General features: G+C 71.8%; 14 protein-coding genes. 6 read left to right on the top strand and 8 right to left on the bottom strand.

The window, feature by feature from the left end; translation table 11 throughout:
* Entirely contained in the window at positions 1–648 is a 648-nt protein-coding gene (locus tag AB5J53_RS37615; RefSeq protein ID WP_369250072.1) for a LysE family translocator, read from the bottom strand.
* A 65-nt stretch (positions 649–713) separates the two neighbouring features.
* Here AB5J53_RS37615 and AB5J53_RS37620 point away from each other — a divergent pair, with 65 nt between their 5' ends.
* Both AB5J53_RS37620 and dmpI read left to right on the top strand, forming a co-directional pair.
* The gene (locus AB5J53_RS37620) at positions 714–1,619 is read left to right on the top strand and encodes a LysR substrate-binding domain-containing protein (RefSeq protein ID WP_369250073.1); all 906 of its coding nucleotides are present in this window, start codon (positions 714–716) and stop codon (positions 1,617–1,619) included.
* A 104-nt stretch (positions 1,620–1,723) separates the two neighbouring features.
* Positions 1,724–1,906, top strand: coding sequence for a 4-oxalocrotonate tautomerase DmpI (gene dmpI, locus AB5J53_RS37625; protein ID WP_369250074.1), 183 nt, complete (start codon positions 1,724–1,726; stop codon positions 1,904–1,906).
* Positions 1,907–2,007: 101 nt separating this feature from the next.
* Here dmpI and AB5J53_RS37630 read toward each other — a convergent pair whose 3' ends face one another.
* The 3 genes from AB5J53_RS37630 to AB5J53_RS37640 all read right to left on the bottom strand — a co-directional run bounded on the left by AB5J53_RS37630 (position 2,008) and on the right by AB5J53_RS37640 (position 7,026).
* The gene (locus tag AB5J53_RS37630; RefSeq protein ID WP_369250075.1) at positions 2,008–2,799 is read right to left on the bottom strand and encodes a trypsin-like serine protease; all 792 of its coding nucleotides are present in this window, start codon (positions 2,797–2,799) and stop codon (positions 2,008–2,010) included.
* Positions 2,800–3,074: 275 nt separating this feature from the next.
* Positions 3,075–5,885 (bottom strand): AAA family ATPase, encoded by a 2,811-nt coding sequence (locus AB5J53_RS37635; RefSeq protein WP_369250076.1) that lies wholly within the window; start codon positions 5,883–5,885, stop codon positions 3,075–3,077.
* A gap of 304 nt (positions 5,886–6,189) precedes the next feature.
* Positions 6,190–7,026: a response regulator transcription factor gene (locus tag AB5J53_RS37640; protein WP_369250077.1), complete on the bottom strand. Its 837-nt coding sequence runs from the start codon at positions 7,024–7,026 to the stop codon at positions 6,190–6,192.
* Positions 7,027–7,127: 101 nt separating this feature from the next.
* On the opposite strand from AB5J53_RS37640, the gene AB5J53_RS37645 reads away from it, so the two are divergent.
* Entirely contained in the window at positions 7,128–8,804 is a 1,677-nt protein-coding gene (locus AB5J53_RS37645; protein WP_369250078.1) for an AMP-binding protein, read from the top strand.
* Complete coding sequence (locus AB5J53_RS37650) at positions 8,801–10,408, top strand: AMP-binding protein (protein WP_369250079.1); 1,608 nt, start codon at positions 8,801–8,803, stop codon at positions 10,406–10,408. The genes AB5J53_RS37645 and AB5J53_RS37650 overlap by 4 nt, the downstream gene beginning before the upstream one ends.
* Positions 10,409–10,466: 58 nt before the next feature.
* On the opposite strand, the gene AB5J53_RS37655 is transcribed toward AB5J53_RS37650, so the two are convergent.
* Both AB5J53_RS37655 and AB5J53_RS37660 read right to left on the bottom strand, forming a co-directional pair.
* A complete protein-coding gene (locus tag AB5J53_RS37655) occupies positions 10,467–10,982 on the bottom strand; it encodes a GNAT family N-acetyltransferase (protein ID WP_369250080.1) in 516 nt (171 codons plus the stop codon).
* Between the two features lie 19 nt (positions 10,983–11,001).
* Positions 11,002–11,895 carry a hypothetical protein gene (locus AB5J53_RS37660; protein WP_369252687.1) on the bottom strand — a complete coding sequence of 298 codons (894 nt, stop codon included), beginning with the start codon at positions 11,893–11,895 and terminating at the stop codon, positions 11,002–11,004.
* Between the two features lie 291 nt (positions 11,896–12,186).
* On the opposite strand from AB5J53_RS37660, the gene gcl reads away from it, so the two are divergent.
* Together gcl and AB5J53_RS37670 are read left to right on the top strand one after the other, a co-directional pair.
* A complete protein-coding gene (gcl, locus tag AB5J53_RS37665) occupies positions 12,187–13,971 on the top strand; it encodes a glyoxylate carboligase (protein ID WP_369250081.1) in 1,785 nt (594 codons plus the stop codon).
* A gap of 113 nt (positions 13,972–14,084) precedes the next feature.
* Positions 14,085–14,951, top strand: a complete 867-nt coding sequence (locus AB5J53_RS37670; protein WP_369250082.1) for an alpha/beta fold hydrolase — start codon at positions 14,085–14,087, stop codon at positions 14,949–14,951.
* Here the strand turns inward: AB5J53_RS37670 and AB5J53_RS37675 are convergent.
* Both AB5J53_RS37675 and AB5J53_RS37680 read right to left on the bottom strand, forming a co-directional pair.
* Complete coding sequence (locus AB5J53_RS37675) at positions 14,911–15,495, bottom strand: TIGR04222 domain-containing membrane protein (protein ID WP_369250083.1); 585 nt, start codon at positions 15,493–15,495, stop codon at positions 14,911–14,913. The genes AB5J53_RS37670 and AB5J53_RS37675 overlap by 41 nt on opposite strands.
* Positions 15,496–15,697: 202 nt before the next feature.
* The gene (locus AB5J53_RS37680) at positions 15,698–15,937 is read right to left on the bottom strand and encodes a hypothetical protein (protein ID WP_369250084.1); all 240 of its coding nucleotides are present in this window, start codon (positions 15,935–15,937) and stop codon (positions 15,698–15,700) included.
* Positions 15,938–16,298 lie beyond the last annotated feature (361 nt).

Below are 16,298 nucleotides of genomic sequence, written 5' to 3' on the forward strand. Positions count from 1 at the left end.
TCAGTCCGCGCGCCCCGTCACCGCCACCGTCAGCCCCAGCCCGATCATCGTGAAGCCGCCCGCGCCGCCGATCAGCGACAGACGCCGGTCGGAGCGGGCGAACCAGGCGCGGGCCGCGGACGCGGTCAGACCCCACAGAGTGTCCGTGACCAGGCCGATGGAGATCGGGATCAGGCCCAACAGGAGCATCTGGAGCGGGAGCCGACCGGCGGAGTGGTCGACGAACTGGGGGAGCACCGCGGCGAAGAAGACGATGCCCTTGGGATTGGTGACGCCGACCAGTGCGCCGTCCAGGAGGGTACGGAGATCGCCGCGGGCCGGCGCCGCGGAATCCGCCCGGATCGACGAGGCCTTCATCTCCTTGCGGTGCCGGAACGCCTGCACACCGAGGAAGACGAGATACGCCGCACCGGCCAGCTTCACCGCCAGGTAGACCGTCACCGACCGCTCGACCAGCGAGCCGATCCCGAAGGCGACCGCCACGACCAGCAGATACGAGCCGACGACATTGCCGAGCGCGGTCGCCACGGCGGTGCGCCTGCCGTGCGCGAGCGCCCGCCCGATGACGAACAGCACGCTGGGCCCGGGGATCACGATCACCAGCAGCGACATCGCCGCGAAGGCCAGGAAACGGTCGGTGGACACCATGTCCATCACCTCCCACAGCGGCCCATTCAAACAGCAGGCCACCTGGCCGCTCTACAGTCCATGCCATGGAATTGCGGCAGCTCAGCTATTTCGTGACCGTCGCCGAGGAGCTGCATTTCGGCCGGGCGGCAGAACGGCTGCACATCGTGCAGTCGGCCGTCAGCCAGCAGATCCGGCGTCTGGAGCGGGAGTTGGGCGCCGAGCTCTTCGACCGTTCACCTCGGCATGTGCGGCTCACCGGCGCGGGGGAGCGGCTGCTGCCCGAGGCGCGGGCCGTGCTGGCCGCGGCGGACCGGGCCCGCGCGGCCGTAGCACCCGTCGCCGGGCTGCGGCTCGGCACCAGTACCGGCCTCGGGGAACATCTCGACCGGGTGCTCGCGGCCTTCGCCGAGCGGGAGCCGGGCGTCCAGGTCGAGCTGGTCGCGCTCCCGGCCGAGGAGCGGCTCGCCCGGGTCGTCGACGGGCGGCTCGACGCGGCGTTCGTACGGGGCGCCACACCACAGGAGCCCCGACCGGGCGTACGGGTGCTGCCGCTGTGGCCCGACCCTCTGGTGGCCGCCCTCCCCGCCGGGCACCCCCTGGCGGTGCGGGACGAGGTGGCCCTCGACGAGCTGGCCGGGCTGCCGCTGAGCATCACCGCCCGCCGGATCAACCCCGCGCTGGTCGACCTGGTCGTCGGGGCCTGTCACGACGCGGGGTTCGAGCCCCTGCCCGGTCCGGTGAGCGGCTCTTTGCAGAACACCCTCGCTACCATCGGCGCCCGGCCGCTGTGGACGGTGGTCTACGCGTCCCACGCGCGCGTGCTGCACGCGCCCCGGGTCGCCTTCGTGCCGTTCCGGGCGCCGGGGCTGGCGCTCGGGACGGGGCTCGCCGTGCACGGCTCGGCGCCGACGCCGTACCTGGACGGCCTGCTCGCGGCTTGCGGCACCGCGGGTTCCAGCGATGCTGCTCGCGGCGATCACGAGAACTGATCGCTGCCGTCTCCGGCTGCTTCTTGGTCGCTGACGCCCCGCGCGATGGACTGTTCCCGTACTCGCCGAGCGGCAAGGGCCGCCGTAGACAAGGGAGTTCAGCCATGCCCATCGTCACCGTTCAGCAGGGTCCGCGCGACGTCGAGCTCAAGCGAAACCTCGTCAAGCGCGTCACCGACGCCTTCGTCGACGCGTACAAGATCCCGGCCGAGAGCGTGCAGGTGTGGATCCACGAGGTGCCGGCGGACAGTTGGGCAAGCGCGGGGAAGCTGACCGCCGACAAGTAGGGGGAGCGGGGGAAGTGGATAGGGGGCGTTGCGGGCCGCTCGTGGAGGCCCGCAACGCCCCCTGGCATTCACCTGAGGGGTACTCAGGAGCTCATCGGTGACTACGAATTGACTTGTGCGGTCACCAGGCTGGAAAAGGTCGTCAGACGGGTGTAGACGCCCGGGTGGGAGGCCTCCGCGCAGCCCTCGCCCCAGGAGGTGATGCCTGCCAGGACGCCGCCGATGAGCAGCGGGCCGCCGCTGTCGCCCTGGCAGGTGTCGACGCCGCCGGAGGTGTATCCGGCGCAGACCATGTCGCCGGCCACGAAGTCGGAGCCGTACGAGCTCGCGCAGCTGGAGTCGGACACGATCGGCACGGTCGCGGTGCGCAGCTGGTTGGAGGAGCTGCCGCTCTCCGAGGTGGTGCCCCAGCCGAGGATGCGGGCGGTGGTGCCGGCCGCGTACACGCCGGTGTCGGAGGAGGAGACGTACGACGCCGGGGTGTACGACATCGCCGTCGACAAAGTCAGCACGGCCACGTCGTCGCCGTTGGTGGCGTCCGTGTAGTCGGGGTTGACCCAGATCTTGCTGACCTTGCTGACAGTGCCGTTCGTGCCGTTGAGGTACGTTCTGCCGCCGACCACGCGGACGCTGCTGGTGGTCTCGCCGACCATGCAGTGGGCCGCGGTGACGACCTTCTTGGCCGCGACCAGGGTGCCGCCGCAGAACTGGCTCCCGGACGCGTCAGTGATCTGCATCATGAACGGGTACGCGGTCGTCGTGGTCGTCGTACCGCCGACGATCGGCTGCGGCGCGGCTGCGGCGGAGGGGGCACCGAGCAGCGCCGTCGCGGCGGCGGCTGCGGTGGCCACGCCGACGGCAGCGGTCTTCTTGACGCGGTTGAGCCCGAACATGGGTCTCCTAAGAGGTTGCCGGTGGGGGGTCGCGCGGGTGTGGGGGGTGATGCACGGTGCCTGTGGTGGCGCCGTGTGCCCGAGCGAGCGGCACTGCTCCCAAGTTAGAAGCGGAGGGGCACTCCCCCCAATGAGGGAACCCCCTAAGGGAGTTGAGGGAGGGAAAACCCTCGGCCGCGCCGGGCGGGGTTTGGCGTACGGTGGCGTCCGGTTGGTCCCGTCCGTCCGGGGGCTCCGAACGTGCTGGACGCAGCCCCGGCGCTTCAGGGCCGGGCTCAGCCGGTCCTGCGCTCCGCCGCCAGCCGCACTATGTCCACCCGCGATCGGATCCCCAACTTCCGGTACACCCGCGTGAGCGTCGCCTCCACCGTCTTCACACTGATGAACAGGCGCGCGGCGATCTCGCGGTTGGTGGCGCCCTCCATGACGAGGGCGGCGACCTGGCGTTCGGTCGCGGCGAGCGTGTCGAGGGCGGCGGAGGCGAGGGGAGGTGACGTCGGGTGGGCGGTGGACGCGGACTCGACCTGGCGGAGCCAGGGCAGGGCGCGGCAGCGACGGAAGAGGCGGGCCGCCTCGTCGTACGAGGTGGGGCCGGGCCGGTGGGTGCGCAGCCCCGCGAGGGCGTACGCGGCGCGGGCCTCCTCCAGGCCGTAGCCCAGCTTGCCGAGGCGGTCCTGCGCGGACGTCAACTGGCGTTCGGCGGGGCCCTGTTCGCCGCGCGCGGCGCGTACGAGGGCCTCGGCGCGGTCGAGGACGGCCAGCACACTCTCGCGTTCCAGCCGCAGGGCCCGCTCCCGGGTCACGTCGATGACGTCCTGCGCCTCCACGGGTTCGCCGATCCGCACCAGCGCCTCGGCGAGGTCGCCGTGCCAGCGCCCGCGGGCGGGATCGACGACCCCGAGCCCCTCCTCCAACTCCCTTACACGACGCAGGGACTGGACCGCGGCCGCCGCGTCCCCGGCGACCAGCTGGGCGTGCCCGAGTGCGCCCAGCGCGCGCGAGAGGTAGATCAGGTCGCCGTCCTCCTCGGCGCGGTCCACGGCCTCCCGGGCGAGCGCGAGCGCGCGGTCCACGTCGCCGCCCGCGGCCTCGGCGAGCGAGGTGAACATGGCGGTGGCCGCCTCGCCGATCCCCGTGTCGCGCGCGAGCCGCAGGCTCTCGCGGGCCAGGTCGAGCGCCCGGCCGCAGTGCCCGGAGCGCAGCTCGGTCTCGGCGAGCCCACGCAGGAAGTGCACCTCGCTCTCGACCATCCCGCGCCGCTGCACCTCGTGCAGCAGCGCCGTGATGGTCGTACGGGCCTCGGCGAGCTGGTCGCCCATGATCAGCCAGCGGAAGCGGGCAGCACCGGCGCCGTTGTGGTCGCACGCCACCCGCGGGTCCTGCGGCTCGCGCATCGCCCGCTGGATGGTCGCCGGCGCGTCCGGGTGCCCCATCAGGGTCTCCATCTGCGCCTGGAAGCCCAGCGCGAGGAGTTCGGTGGGCCGGTCCCCGGCCCGGGCCGCGAGCCCCGCGGCACAGGCGGCCTCCTCGCGGGCCTTGGCCATCTCGCCGTCCATGAGCAGGGCCCGCCACGCCAGTTGGTAGCGGACGAGGGCGAGCAGCCGCGGATCGTCTCCCGCGTCGGCGAGCGCATGGGGGAAGACGGCGTCGATCTCGGCCATGGCCTGCCCCGCGGCGTCGATGACGACCATCCAGGCCCGCACCCGGTCCGCCGGTTCGGTGGCCCGGTCCAGCACCTGACGCGCGATGTCCCGCGCGAGGTCCGTCTCACCGGCCGTCAGCGCGTCCTCGGCGGCCACCAGTCGCCGCTCGTCCGGGCCGGGCACGGTGTCGACGGGAGTGTGCCGGGCCGCGAGCAGCCCGAGCCCCGCGGCGACCGAGGGCGCGCCGCGGTCCCGTGCCGCGGCCGCGGCCTCGCCGAGCCGGGCGGCGACCCGTGGGTCCGTTCCGGTGGTGGCCAGGGCGAGATGCCGGGCCCGCTCGATGGGGTCGGAGGCCGCCGTGGACAGCGCGGCGTGGGCCGCGCGCCGCTCCTGGGCACTCGCCTCCGCGTACAGCGCGGCCGAGACGAGGGGATGCGCGAACCGGATGCCGGGTGTCTCGCGCTCCGTGGCGAGGAGCCCGAGCGCCGCGGCCGACGCCATCTCCGCCTCGGCGTTCTCGCGACCGGCCGCGTGCAGCAGCGCGAGCGTGGGACGCGCTCCCGCGCTCGCCACGAGCAGCGTGCGACGGGCCTCGGCGGCCAGCATCTCCAGGCGGTTGAGGACGAGCGCGCGCAGCGAGGTCGGCACGGGGAGCGGCTCGCCCGGGCTCGGCGGGGTCGGGGACTCGGCGAGGGCGCGGCCCAGCTCCAGCGCGAACAGGGGGTTGCCGCCGCTGGTGCGGTGGATGTCCCGCACGGTGGAGCGGGGCAGGCCGGTGTAGCCGCGGTGGTCGAGGAGCGCGGCCACCTGGGCGCGGGAGAGCGGGTTGACCCGCACGGCCAGGGTGTCCGGCGGGGACGCGCGTAGATGGCGGTCGTGCTGTTGGCCCTGCGGTTCGGTGTCGGTGCGTACGGCGCACAGCATCCGTACGGGCATGCCGCCGAGCCGGCGGGCGGCGAAGCCGAGCAGTTCGGCGCTGGCCGGGTCCAGCCACTGCAGGTCGTCGGCGACGATCAGCACCGGGCCCTGGGCGGCCAGCGCCCGCAGCACCGACAGCACCGCGAGCCGCAGCGCCAGTCCGTCGCGCTGAAGGGTGGATTCGCCGCGGCCGGTGAGCGCCGATTCCAGGGCGGTGCGCTGCGGGGCGGGCAGCCGGTCGGAGACCTCGTCCACGACCAGACCGAGGAGGTCGGCCAGGGCGAGGAAGGGGAGGTGGGATTCGGACTCGGTGGCGGAGCAGCGCAACACGGTCCGTGCCGATTCGGCGCATTCCGCGGCCAACGCCCGCAGGATGGTCGACTTTCCAATTCCCGCGGGGCCGTGCACCAGCACGCTGCCCCCGCCGGAGAGCTGCTCGCGCGCTCCCGCGAAGAGCTCCTCCCGGCCGATGACCAGGTCGGGGCGGGGTCTCGCAGGCTCCTTGAAGTCCCCTCGCACGGTCACCGCTCCCCTCGTGTCGTGTCCGGGCCAATATTAGGCAATGTCTCTTTGAATTTCGGACTGTCGGGGTGGTGAGGGAAATAACAGGGTGTGCGCATAAGGTATTTCAAGGCGTGCCAGATTGAATGGAAAAACGCCAGGGGGCCGCGGAGTGGCCGGTTTCGGGGACCGCGGAGCGGTCGAAAGTGACACAGGGCGCGCTGATCGGTCAAAAGGGCGGCTGGGTGGGAAACCGCCGCGGAGCGGCGGAGAACAGGCCGCGAAGCGGCCAGGGCCAGGGGCGCGGAACGCCAAAGGCTCGCGAGCCCTATGGCAACAACCCGGCCCGGCGCGCGGCGACAACCGCCTCCAATCGGGTGTGCGCCCCGAGCTTCCGCATGGCGGACCGCAGGTACCCCTTCACCGTCTCCGGACGGAGTCCCAGTCGCTGCGCGGCGCCCGCGTTGGTCGCCCCCGCCGCGACACAGGCGAGGACGTCTGTCTCGCGCGGCGTGAGATCGACGTGACGCGAGCCGAGCCCAGGCCCCGCTTCGGCGAGCCGCCCGCACACGGAGAGGAGTTCGGCCCGCAACGCCGGGTCGAGGATCCGCGGCGCCAGCGCCCGCAGCGCCCCGTGCGCCTCGCGCACCTCCTCCCACGCGGCGCTTCCCACCGCCGGGTCGGGCTCCCGCGCGGCGGCCAGCAGATCCCGCGCCTCGTCCCGTACGACCAGCGCCTGCTCCACGTCCCGCGCCGCCGCGACGGCCGCGCCGAGCGTGCGGTCACCCAGCGGCTGGGTCGTCCGCAGGGCGCCGTACAACACTCCGCGCACCCGTCGACGTACGACGACGGGCACGGCCAGCACGGAACAGAGCCCCTCCGTGGCGACCGCCATGTCGTACTCGTGGCTGATCTGCCGTGAGGCCGAGTAGTCGGTCACGGCGCACGGCCGGGCGAGAGCAACCGCCTTGCCGCCGAGGCCATTGCCCGAGGACACGGCGAGCGCGCTGAGCGCCGCCGTCGCCGTGCCGCTGAGCTCGCTGATGCGTACCTGTTGGCGGCCGGACTCGACCAGGCCGCCGAAGGCGACCGGCAGCCCCGTCGCGCGCCGCAGCCGTACCAGCGCGCCGCGCATCTCCACCGCCTCGGCTGCGTCTGCTGCCACCTGATCGCCCCTTCATCGCGGCGCACCCCCGTTCGGGGGTGGTGAGACCTGCATCACGGAATACACGATGGTATGCGGCTGTCCGGCGACGAGGAGGACACATGACGACGACGAGCGCGACGGACGAGTTCCGGGCCGCGCGGGACTTCCTGTTGGAGCACCGCGAGGACTACACGGCGGCCTACGAGGGTTTCGGCTGGCCCCGCCCGGAGTACTTCAACTGGGCACTCGACTGGTTCGACGTCATCGCGCGGGGCAACGACCGCACCGCCCTGCACATCGTCGAGGAGGACGGAGAGCGCACCGAGGTCTCCTTCGCCGAGATGTCCGAACGCTCGAACCAGGTGGCCAACTGGCTGCGCGCGCAGGGCGTGGGCGCCGAGGACCGCATCCTCGTGATGCTCGGCAACCAGGTCGAGCTGTGGGAGACGGCCCTCGCCGCGATGAAGCTGCGCGCCGTCGTCATCCCGGCCACCCCGCTGCTGGGCGCCGCCGATCTGCGCGACCGCGTCGAGCGCGGCCGCGTCCGGCACGTCATCGTCCGGTCCGAGGACGCGGAGAAGTTCGGCGAGGTACCCGGCGGCTACACCCGGATCGCGGTCGGCGGTGCGCGGCCCGGATGGCAGTCGTACGAGGAGACGTACACCGCCGACGCGCCCTTCGAGCCCGACGGTCCCACCCGGTCCGACGACCCGCTGATGCTCTACTTCACCTCGGGCACCACGGCCCGCCCCAAACTGGTCGAGCACACCCACGTCTCGTATCCGATCGGGCATCTGGCGACCATGTACTGGATCGGGCTCAAGCCCGGTGACGTGCACCTGAACATCTCCTCGCCCGGCTGGGCCAAGCACGCCTGGTCCAATCTCTTCGCGCCCTGGAACGCGGAGGCCACCGTCTTCATCCACAACTACACGCGCTTCGACGCGGGCCGGCTGATGGCGGAGATGGACCGGGCGGGAGTGACGACGTTCTGTGCCCCGCCCACCGTGTGGCGCATGCTCATCCAGGCCGATCTGACGCAGCTGCGGACCCGGCCGCGCGAGGCCGTCGCCGCGGGGGAGCCGCTCAACCCCGAGGTCATCGAGCAGGTGCGGCGCGCCTGGGGCGTCACCATCCGGGACGGCTTCGGGCAGACCGAGACGGCCGTGCAGGTCTCCAACAGCCCGGGGCAGCAGCTCAAGACGGGTTCCATGGGGCGGCCCAGCCCCGGCTTCCGCGTCGAACTGCTCGACCCGGTGTCCGGCGCGCCGGGCGCGGACGAGGGCGAGATCTCGCTCGACCTGTCGACGCACCCCGTGGGCCTGATGACCGGTTACCACGGCGACGCCGACCGTACGGCGGAGGCGATGGCGGGCGGTTACTACCGCACCGGCGACATCGGCTCGCGCGACGCCGACGGCTACATCACGTACGTGGGCCGCGCCGACGACGTGTTCAAGGCCAGCGACTACAAGATCTCGCCCTTCGAGCTGGAGAGCGCGCTGCTGGAGCACGAGGCGGTCGCGGAAGCGGCCGTCGTGCCGGCGCCCGACGAGCTGAGGCTCGCCGTGCCGAAGGCGTACATCGTCCTCGCGGAGGGTTACGAGCCGGGCCCCGACACCGCCAAGGTGCTCTTCGAGCACTCCCGCACGGTCCTCGCGCCGTACAAGCGCATCCGGCGCCTGGAGTTCGGGGCACTCCCCAAGACCGTGTCCGGCAAGATCCGCCGGATCGAGCTGCGCGAGGCCACGGCCGCGGGCTCGGACGCGGAGTACTGCGAGGAGGACTTCCGGTGACCGAACTGTCGTACGCCCACGGCACGAGCACGACACCGCTGCTCGGCGACACGATCGGGGCCAACCTGGACCGGGCGATCGCCGCGTACCCCGGGCGTGACGCGCTGGTGGACGTGCCCTCCGGACGCCGTTGGACGTACGCCGAGTTCGGCGCCGCGGTGGACGAGGTGGCGCGCGGGCTGCTCGCCAGGGGCGTACTGAAGGGCGACCGCGTCGGCATCTGGGCGATCAACTGCCCCGAGTGGGTGCTCGTCCAGTACGCGACCGCCCGCATCGGCGCGATCATGGTGAACATCAACCCGGCCTATCGCGCACACGAGTTGGAGTACGTGTTGAGGCAGGCGGGCATCTCGGTCCTGATCGCCTCGCAGGAGCACAAGAGCAGCGACTACCGGGCTCTGGTCAACCAAGTCCGCGAGAAGTGCCCGGAGTTGCGGGACACGGTGTACATCGGCGACCCGTCGTGGGACGCCCTGACGGCGGGCGCCGCTTCCGTCGACCCTCGGCAACTGACCGTCGCGGCAGCCGAGTTGAGCTGCGACGACCCGGTCAACATCCAGTACACCTCGGGCACCACGGGCTTCCCGAAGGGGGCCACGCTCTCCCACCACAACATCCTCAACAACGGCTACTGGGTGGGCCGTACGGTCGGCTACACCGAGCAGGACCGGGTCTGTCTGCCCGTGCCCTTCTATCACTGTTTCGGCATGGTCATGGGCAACCTCGGCGCCACCTCGCACGGCGCGTGCATCGTGATCCCCGCCCCGTCCTTCGACCCCGCGGCCACGCTGAAGGCCGTACAGCAGGAGCGCTGCACGTCGCTGTACGGCGTCCCCACGATGTTCATCGCGGAGTTGAACCTCGCCGACTTCGCGACCTACGAGCTGTCCTCCCTGCGCACCGGCATCATGGCGGGCTCGCCCTGCCCGGTCGAGGTGATGAAGCGGGTGGTCGCCGAGATGCACATGGAGGAGGTCTCCATCTGCTACGGCATGACCGAGACCTCTCCGGTGTCCCTGCAGACGCGGATGGACGACGACCTGGAGCACCGCACGGGCACGGTCGGCCGTGTCCTGCCGCACATCGAGGTGAAGGTCGTCGACCCGGTGGATGGCGTGACCCAGCCGCGCGGCACCGCCGGTGAGCTGTGCACCCGCGGCTACAGCGTGATGCTCGGCTACTGGAACGAGCCAGAGAAGACCGCCGAGGCCATCGACCCCGGCCGCTGGATGCACACCGGCGACCTGGCCGTGATGCGCGAGGACGGCTATGTCGAGATCGTCGGGCGCATCAAGGACATGATCATCCGGGGCGGCGAGAACATCTACCCGCGCGAGATCGAGGAGTTCCTGTACGCCCATCCGAAGATCGCCGACGTCCAGGTGGTCGGCGTACCCCACGAGCGCTACGGCGAGGAGGTGCTCGCCTGCGTCATCCCGCGCGACCCGGCCGACCCGCTGACGCTGGAGGAACTGCGGGCCTTCTGCGAGGGGCAGCTGGCGCACTACAAGATCCCCAGCCGGCTGAGGATCCTGGAGTCCTTCCCGATGACCGTCTCGGGGAAGGTGAGGAAGATCGAGCTGCGGGAGACGTACGCCGATTAGGGCCTGTCGGCGGATCAGGTCGGAGGAAAGCAGCGGCGCATGATCCGCCGGGCAGGTCCTACGCCGTGTGGAGGGCTCTGCGCATGCAGACGCGTGGCCATCGGTCGAGGCCGTGCCCGGCCTCCGCGGCGCGGATCGTCCGCAGGCCGGGGGTGAGTTCGGCTTCTTCCAGGACGTGGAACCCGATGCGGAGGTAGTACGGAGCGTTCCACGGGACCTCCGCGAACGTGGTCAGCGTGAGACCGGTCAGGCCCTCCTCGCGTGCGCGGTCGGCGGCGTACGCGAGGAGAGCCCGGCCCACGCCCCGGTGCGCGGCACCCGGGTGGACCGAGATCTGCTCGATGTGGAGCGCGCCGTCCACCGGCTCGGCGATCAGATACGCCCGAGGAAGGTCCTCCCCGTCGACGGCGACCCAGGCGTGGCCCGCCCGGCGGTAGCCGTCCAGCAGGTCCAGGGCGGGCGGCTCGTCGTCGGCGATGTCGGCCATGCCCAGTTCCCGGAAGGGGCCGCCCGCGGCGCGTTCGATGTCCTGGAGGGCGGGGAGCTCGTCGGGGGCCGTGCGGCGGATGCGCATGCGTCGATTGTGCCGGTGGTCAGCCCGCGGTGGCGATGAGTTCGTCGGCCGGGCTGTTCACCGGCTGCGGGGTGCCCGTGAGGTCGAGGACGAAGAGGGGGACGCCGAGGGTGTCGGCCCGGGCACGGGCGTCGTCGGCGTAGCCCGCGAGGGAGAAGTACACACACCCCGCCGACTCCGTCATGGCCGTCAGCCACAGGCACTCCACGTCGCGGAACGAGGCCGGGCGGACCGTGGGGTCCACCTGGGCCAGGATGCCGCGGGCGGCGAGCCCGATCCCGGACGGCGGCCGCTGGTCCGCCCGCCGGATGTCCCGGTAGCCGAGCCAGCGCAGATACAGCGCGGCCGCCGTGACGGCGTCCCGCGCGGTACGGATGGTGACCGGCTGGAACGCCGGGCGGGGCGCGGACGAGGGGGCGTGCGCAGACCTGCTTCTGCCCCGGTCCAGGTCCCTCTCTCGGTCCCGACCGCTGTCCTGGTCCCCGTCCTGCGGCGGTCCGTCCGTGTCGTGCGTCTCGTCGTCGGTCGTGCGCGGGAGGCCGTCCGGGGCGGTTCGCGCGCGGGATTCCCCGTTCCCGTCGGGGTGCGCGTCGGCGGCCGTGCCCGGCGCGAGCTCCGCGCGCTGCGGTCGCCGTACGCCTCGCACTCCTCGTACCCGTCGTACCGGAATCCGCAGCGTCGCCCCGCAGGAGCACCCCAGCTCGGGATGGGGCCACTGGCTGTCGCGGCCGCAGGCCTCGCAGCGCACCGTGACCCAGTCCTCGTCCCAGACGCGATGGGTGACGGGCGCCGGATCCGCGAGGCGGTCGAGGGGAGGCGTCACGGGCGCGCCGCACACGCACGGATACGACGGCGCCGCGTAGAGATGCTCGCGGCGGCAGGCCGGACACCGCACCGGCACGCTCTCGGCCATGGCCCACTCCAGGACGTCACGTCGGGACAGCGCGTCCATCGTCCTCCAGGGAGGCGCCCTCCGGCAGGGAAACGGTTCGACAGCCACCGTCGGGTCCACTGAGGCGCCCACTCTTGACGGCTTTCGGCGCGCCGCCTACATTGCTTCCAGATAGTAGAAGTTAGTTTCCGCAATACGGAATCCCGATCGCCCTTGGGGGTCGGGGAAGCCGCTGCGGACCGCAACGGAATCAACAGCTCTCCGCGGGGCGCGACGGGAGCGCGAATCCGACAGCCGAAGCAGGAGTACTCCATGGCTCGTATGACCGCTGCCCGCGCGGCAGTCGAGATCCTCAAGCGCGAGGGCGTCAGCAACGCGTTCGGCGTCCCGGGCGCGGCGATCAACCCCTTCTACGCGGCGCTCAAGGCGTCCGGCGGGATCAACCACACCCTCGCCCGCCATGTGGAGGGTGCCTCGCACATGGCGGAGGGTTACACCCGGACCCATCCGGGCAACATCGGCGTCTGCATCGGTACCTCGGGTCCGGCCGGCACCGACATGATCACCGGCCTCTACTCCGCGACCGGCGACTCGATCCCGATCCTGTGCATCACGGGCCAGGCCCCGACCTCCGTGATCCACAAAGAGGACTTCCAGGCCGTCGACATCGCCTCGATCGCCAAGCCGGTCACGAAAATGGCCGTCACCGTGCTGGAGCCCGCCCAGGTCCCCGGCGTCTTCCAGCAGGCCTTCCACCTGATGCGCTCCGGCCGTCCGGGCCCGGTCCTCATCGACCTGCCCATCGACGTCCAGCTCGCCGAGATCGAGTTCGACCCGGACACGTACGAGCCGCTCCAGGCCTACAAGCCCGCCGCGACCCGTGCCCAGGTCGAGAAGGCGATCGCCCTCCTGAACGAGTCCGAGCGTCCGCTGATCGTCGCCGGCGGCGGTGTCATCAACGCCGACGCCTCCGAACTCCTCGTCGAATTCGCCGAGTTGACCGGAACTCCGGTCGTCCCGACCCTGATGGGCTGGGGCATCCTGCCCGACGACCACGAGCTGAACGCCGGCATGGTCGGCCTCCAGACCTCGCACCGCTACGGCAACGCGACCTTCCTGGAGTCCGACTTCGTGCTTGGCATCGGCAACCGCTGGGCCAACCGCCACACCGGCAAGCTGGATGTCTACACGGCCGGACGCAAGTTCGTGCACGTCGACATCGAGCCCACCCAGATCGGCAAGATCTTCGCGCCCGACTACGGCATCGCCTCCGACGCCAAGGCCGCGCTGGAGCTGTTCGTCGAGGTGGCCCGCGAGCTCAAGGCCGCGGGCAAGCTGCCGGACCGCAGCGACTGGGCCGCCTCCGCGCAGGAGCGGAAGGCGACGCTCCAGCGCCGTACGCACTTCGACAACATCCCGATCAAGCCGCAGCGCGTCTACGAGGAGATGAACAAGGCCTTCGGCCCGGAGACCCGGTACGTCACCACCATCGGCCTCTCGCAGATCGCCGGCGCCCAGATGCTGCACGTCTACCGGCCGCGCCACTGGATCAACTGCGGCCAGGCGGGCCCGCTCGGCTGGACGATCCCGGCCGCGCTCGGTGTCGCCAAGGCCGACCCGGAGGCACAGGTCGTGGCGCTCTCCGGTGACTACGACTTCCAGTTCATGATCGAGGAACTGGCCGTCGGCGCCCAGCACAAGATCCCGTACGTCCATGTCCTGGTGAACAACGCCTACTTGGGCCTGATCCGTCAGGCGCAGATCGGTCTGGACATCAACTTCCAGGTCAACCTGGAGTTCGAGAACATCAACTCTCCTGAGCTGGGCGTCTACGGCGTCGACCACATCAAGGTCGTCGAGGGCCTCGGCTGCAAGGCGATCCGGGTCACCGACCCCAGCGAGCTGGGCGCGGCCTTCGAGCAGGCCAAGAAGCTCGCCGCCGAGCACCAGGTCCCGGTCGTCGTCGAGGCGATCCTGGAGCGTGTCACGAACATCGCGATGAGCAAGACGAACGACATCAGCAACGTCGTGGAGTTCGAGGAGATCGCGACCGAGCCGGGCCACGCCCCGACCTCGATCAAGACGCTGAAGGTCTGACCCGCCTCTCAGTCTTCCGACACTCCTGTCAGGCAGGGGGCGGCCCGATCCGGGGGGATGGGCCGCCCTTTCGCGTTGTTCACAGGCATCTGCGGGTCCGGCATGCTCGCCCCATGCGGATGACCGTCCCCACACCCCTCGGCGACATCGCCGTACGCTGCTACGGCGCTCCCGGCGCCCCCGCGCTGCTGCTCCTGCACGCCAACCCCGGGGACGGCCGTGACTACGACGCCGTCCTGCCCGCCCTCGCGGACCGCCACCGTACGTTCGTGGTCGACTGGCCCGGCTACGGGGAGTCCACGGCGCCCGAACCTCAACTCGTCACCCCTGAGCGGCTGGTGGAGGCCGCAGGGCAGGTCCTCGACGTGCTCGCCGAGGAGCTGGGCGTCCGCGAGATCTCCGTGCTCGGCAACAGCGTCGGCGGCTACGTCGCCTGTCGTCTCGCCGAGGGACGGCACGCGCCGTCGATCACTGCGCTCGTCCTGGTCGACCCGGCCGGCTTCACCCGGCACACCGCCCTCACCCGCTGGTTCTGCCGCGAGGTGATGGGCCGGCCCGGCCGCGCCCGCCGCCTGGTCGTCCCGCTGGCCCGCGCCTACCTCGGCCGACTCGGCACGCCGAGCGTCAGGGCGACGTACGAGCGAACACGTCAACTACCAGAGGACGCACGGCGATTGGCCGTGCACTGCGCCATCTGGCGCGGCCTCGCCGACCCGGTCTTCGGTCTGGCGGACCCCGCCGTCCTGGACCTGCCGATCCTGCTCCTGTGGGGGAGACGTGACCCGGTCGTCCCCGCGTTCCTGGACGGCCGACGCGCCCGACGCGCCCTGCCCGTCCGGACGTTGAGCGTGCTGCTCCCCACGGCCCACGAGCCGTACAACGAACGCCCGGATCTCTTCCTGCGCCACACCCTGCCGTTCCTGAAGGATCCCCGGGCGGTCAGTGCGAGCCGCCGCCCCAGCCGGCCCCGTCGTCGGTGAACCCGATGCCGCCGCCCTCGCCGCCCCACGACTGCCCGTGCTCCGCCAGGCCGCCGCGGCCGATCAGGCCCGCGGCGGCGGCGAAACGCGGGACCAGGACCGTCAGGGCGGCGTCGCCGTACAGCGCGACCGCGAGCAGGGTGTCGTCCGTCGTGAGCCCCTCCCGTCCAGTGGGCAGCGGGCGTGTCGCGCGCAGCTCCTTGAGGGCGCGCCGGGCCGTGCGGGTCCGGTGGGGAGGAAGGCGACGCAGCAGACCCGCCTCGGCGAGCTCGGTCCGCAGCTCCGCGAGGGTGCGCCGCACCCGGGGCCGCTCCAGCAACTCCCGTATGCCGGCCGGGCGGTAGAGGGAGGCGTGCACCGCCTTCTCCAGAACAAGCCCCGCGCCCGCGGACGCCCGCGACGTCCGTATCGTGCCCAGCCGTCCGGCGTCGGCGGCGCCCCGCAGATGCAGGGCGAGCACGGCGACCGTCACGGCGGCGCGGGGCCCGCCACGCAGCAGCGCGACGGTCTGGGGCTCAAGCCCGACCGCCGCGCTGCTGACCATGGTGCTCCCCCGTACCCCCGTTCGGGGCCCGCCGCCCCCGTGTCGGCGGGCCCCGTGTGCCGAGAATCTGCCTCATCCGGGGGGAGTTGAAGCCCCTGGGGCCGTGTTCAGAGCTTGATTTGAGGGTTCCGTAGAACGTCTACGTCCGGTTGCGTACACCCGGAGCCGGGTTGTGTGCGCCGGGCGCGCGCGGCGTGCGCCCTCACTGCGCCGGATGCGCCGGGTGTTCCGACAGCCCGGGCCAGTCGTCGGGCCCGCCGCCCTGCCAGTCGATGATGTCGCTCTCCTCGACCTCGATCTCGTCGAGGTCGACATCGGCCTGGCGCAGGATCTCGACGACGTCGTCGAGGTGATACGCGATACCGAGCGTCTCGTCCCCCGCGGTGACCCGCCGCGATCCGTCCAGACCCGGGGCGTGCACGACGATGCTGGGATAGTCCATGCCTTCAGGTTCCTGCGCGGCGAGCCGATCCGCACCCGGAACGCATGGTGGAGGGCCGGGTGAGCGAGCCGATCCGCACCCGGAGCACACGGCGGAGCGCCGGGTGAGCGACCCGATCCGCACCCCGAACGCGCGGCAGAGCGCCGGGTACGGGACCGTCCGTACCCGGCGCTCTGGGCCGATGACCTGTGAAGTTGTTACCGTCCGACGGTGCGAGGCTGGGCGCGACAGGACATTCGCGCCGCCGGACGGAGTCAGTGGGCCACACTTCGGGGGTGTGGCTGGGACCGCGGCGGATGCGATGGAACCGGGGTCTCCCTCCCTCAGGTCGAGAAGGAGATCCCGAGACCTTCACCACCGC

Source organism: Streptomyces sp. R41, assembly GCF_041053055.1.
Classification (GTDB): domain Bacteria; phylum Actinomycetota; class Actinomycetes; order Streptomycetales; family Streptomycetaceae; genus Streptomyces.